We start from the raw sequence: 1,740 nt of genomic DNA, 5'->3' as shown, positions 1-1,740 counted from the left end.
GCCGACGGTGTGCCCTGGGCCGAGTGCGACCTGGCCGACACCCGAGCCGCCGAGGCCGCCACGCGCGATCTCGCGGAACGCTCCGGCGGGCTGGACGCCGTGGTCACCGCCGCCGGCATGGACGTGCCGGGGAAGCTGGCCGACATCCCGGCGGAGACCTGGGAACGGATCGTCACTGTGGACCTGCTCGCCACGGCCGCGGTGATCCGGGCCGCGCTGCCCTGGCTGGAGGCGTCCCGCGGCAACATCGTCACGGTGGCCTCGACGCTGGGCGTGAAGGCGGTGAGCGACGCGACGGCGTACTGCGCGGCGAAGTTCGGGGTGGTGGGCTTCACCCGGGCGCTCGCCGCCGAGCTGGCCGGCACTGTGGGCGTGACGCTGCTGATCCCGGGCGGGATGCGGACCGCGTTCTTCGACGAGCGGGACGCGCAGTACCGCCCCGGCCCGGACGCGGTGCTCAACGAGCCGTCCGACACCGCCGCCGCGGTCATGTTCGCGCTCTCCCAGCCGGCCGGCTGCGCGGTACGCGAGATGGTGGTGTGCGCCGCGCAGGAGTCCTCGTACCCGTGATCCTGGTGCTGCGGGCGCTCGGCGTCGGCGACCTGGTCACCGCCGTGCCGGCGTTGCGTGGCCTGCGCGCCGGCCTGCCGGGCCGGGAACTGGTGCTCGCCGCGCCGGACTGGCTGGCGCCGCTGGCGGAGCTGACCGGGGCGGTCGACCGGGTACTGCCCACCACCGGACCGGACCGGATCGCGTGGACCGGACCGCCGCCGGAGGTGGCGGTCAACCTGCACGGCCGGGGGCCGCAGTCGCACCGGGCGCTGGCCGCCGTACGCCCCGGCCGGCTGCTCGCCCACCGCAACCCGGACGCCGGGCACCCGGACGGCCCGGCCTGGGACGACGACGAGCACGAGGTGTGCCGCTGGTGCCGCCTGCTGCACGCGTACGGCCTGCCGGCCGACCCGGGAGTCCTCGCGCTGCGCCGTCCGGCGGCGGGCGGCGTACCGGCCGGGTTGACGCTGCTGCACCCGGGCAGCAAGATCCCGGCGAAGCGCTGGCCGGCGCGGCGGTTCGCCGGGCTGGCCCGGGAGCTGACCGCGCGCGGTCACCGGGTGGCGGTGACCGGATCTGCCGGCGAGCGGGCGCTGGCCGAGCGGGTCGCCCGCGACGGGGGGCTGCCGCCGGAGGCGGTGCTGGCCGGCCCGACCGGGCTGGCCGAGCTGGCCGCGCTCGTCGCGGGCGCGCGGCTGGTGGTCAGCGGGGACACCGGCGAGCCGCACCTGGCCACCGGCTACGGCACCGCCTCGGTGGTGCTGTTCGGGCCGGTGCCGGCGGCGCACTGGGGGCCACCGGCGGACCGGCCTCGCCACCGCGCCCTCGGTGCGATCGAGCCCACGCACGTCAACCCGGAGTCGACCGGGTCACGCGGGGTAGGAAGCCACCCGACAGTGAATGCCAACGGGTTCGACGAGGAGGTGGCCGCGGTGGCCGACGTGGAACGGGTCTCCGGTGCGGTTGCGGCGTAGCGATCCGGGCCGGCCGGGGTACGCGCGGCGGCGACGCGGCAAGGGCTGGCGGGTCCTCGACCCGGCCGGCGAGCCGGTGCGCGACGCCGGGGAGCTGGCCCGGCGGCGCGAGCTGGTCATCCCGCCCGCCTGGCAGGACGTGTGGCTCGCGCCGGACCCGAACGGCCACATCCAGGCCACCGGCATCGACGCGGCGGGCCGCAAGCAGTACCTC

Annotated in this window: 2 protein-coding genes and 1 pseudogene; all 3 read left to right on the top strand. The window is 77.5% G+C overall.

Going from position 1 to position 1,740, the window contains the following annotated elements:
- A partial coding sequence (locus KBX39_RS30480; RefSeq protein ID WP_210873860.1) for an SDR family oxidoreductase occupies positions 1 to 570 on the top strand: 570 nt, incomplete at its 5' end.
- Positions 567 to 1,526 carry a glycosyltransferase family 9 protein gene (locus KBX39_RS30475; RefSeq protein WP_210873859.1) on the top strand — a complete coding sequence of 320 codons (960 nt, stop codon included), beginning with the start codon at positions 567 to 569 and terminating at the stop codon, positions 1,524 to 1,526. The genes KBX39_RS30480 and KBX39_RS30475, both read left to right, overlap by 4 nt.
- Positions 1,510 to 1,740 (top strand): annotated as a pseudogene (locus KBX39_RS30470) (DNA topoisomerase IB); the annotation flags it as partial. The gene KBX39_RS30475 and the pseudogene KBX39_RS30470, both read left to right, overlap by 17 nt.

It is taken from the genome of Micromonospora sp. D75 (assembly GCF_018070405.1).
GTDB lineage: Bacteria > Actinomycetota > Actinomycetes > Mycobacteriales > Micromonosporaceae > Micromonospora > Micromonospora chalcea.
The sequence above is the reverse complement of the archived record's forward strand: the minus strand, read 5'-3'. Positions and strand labels throughout refer to the sequence as shown.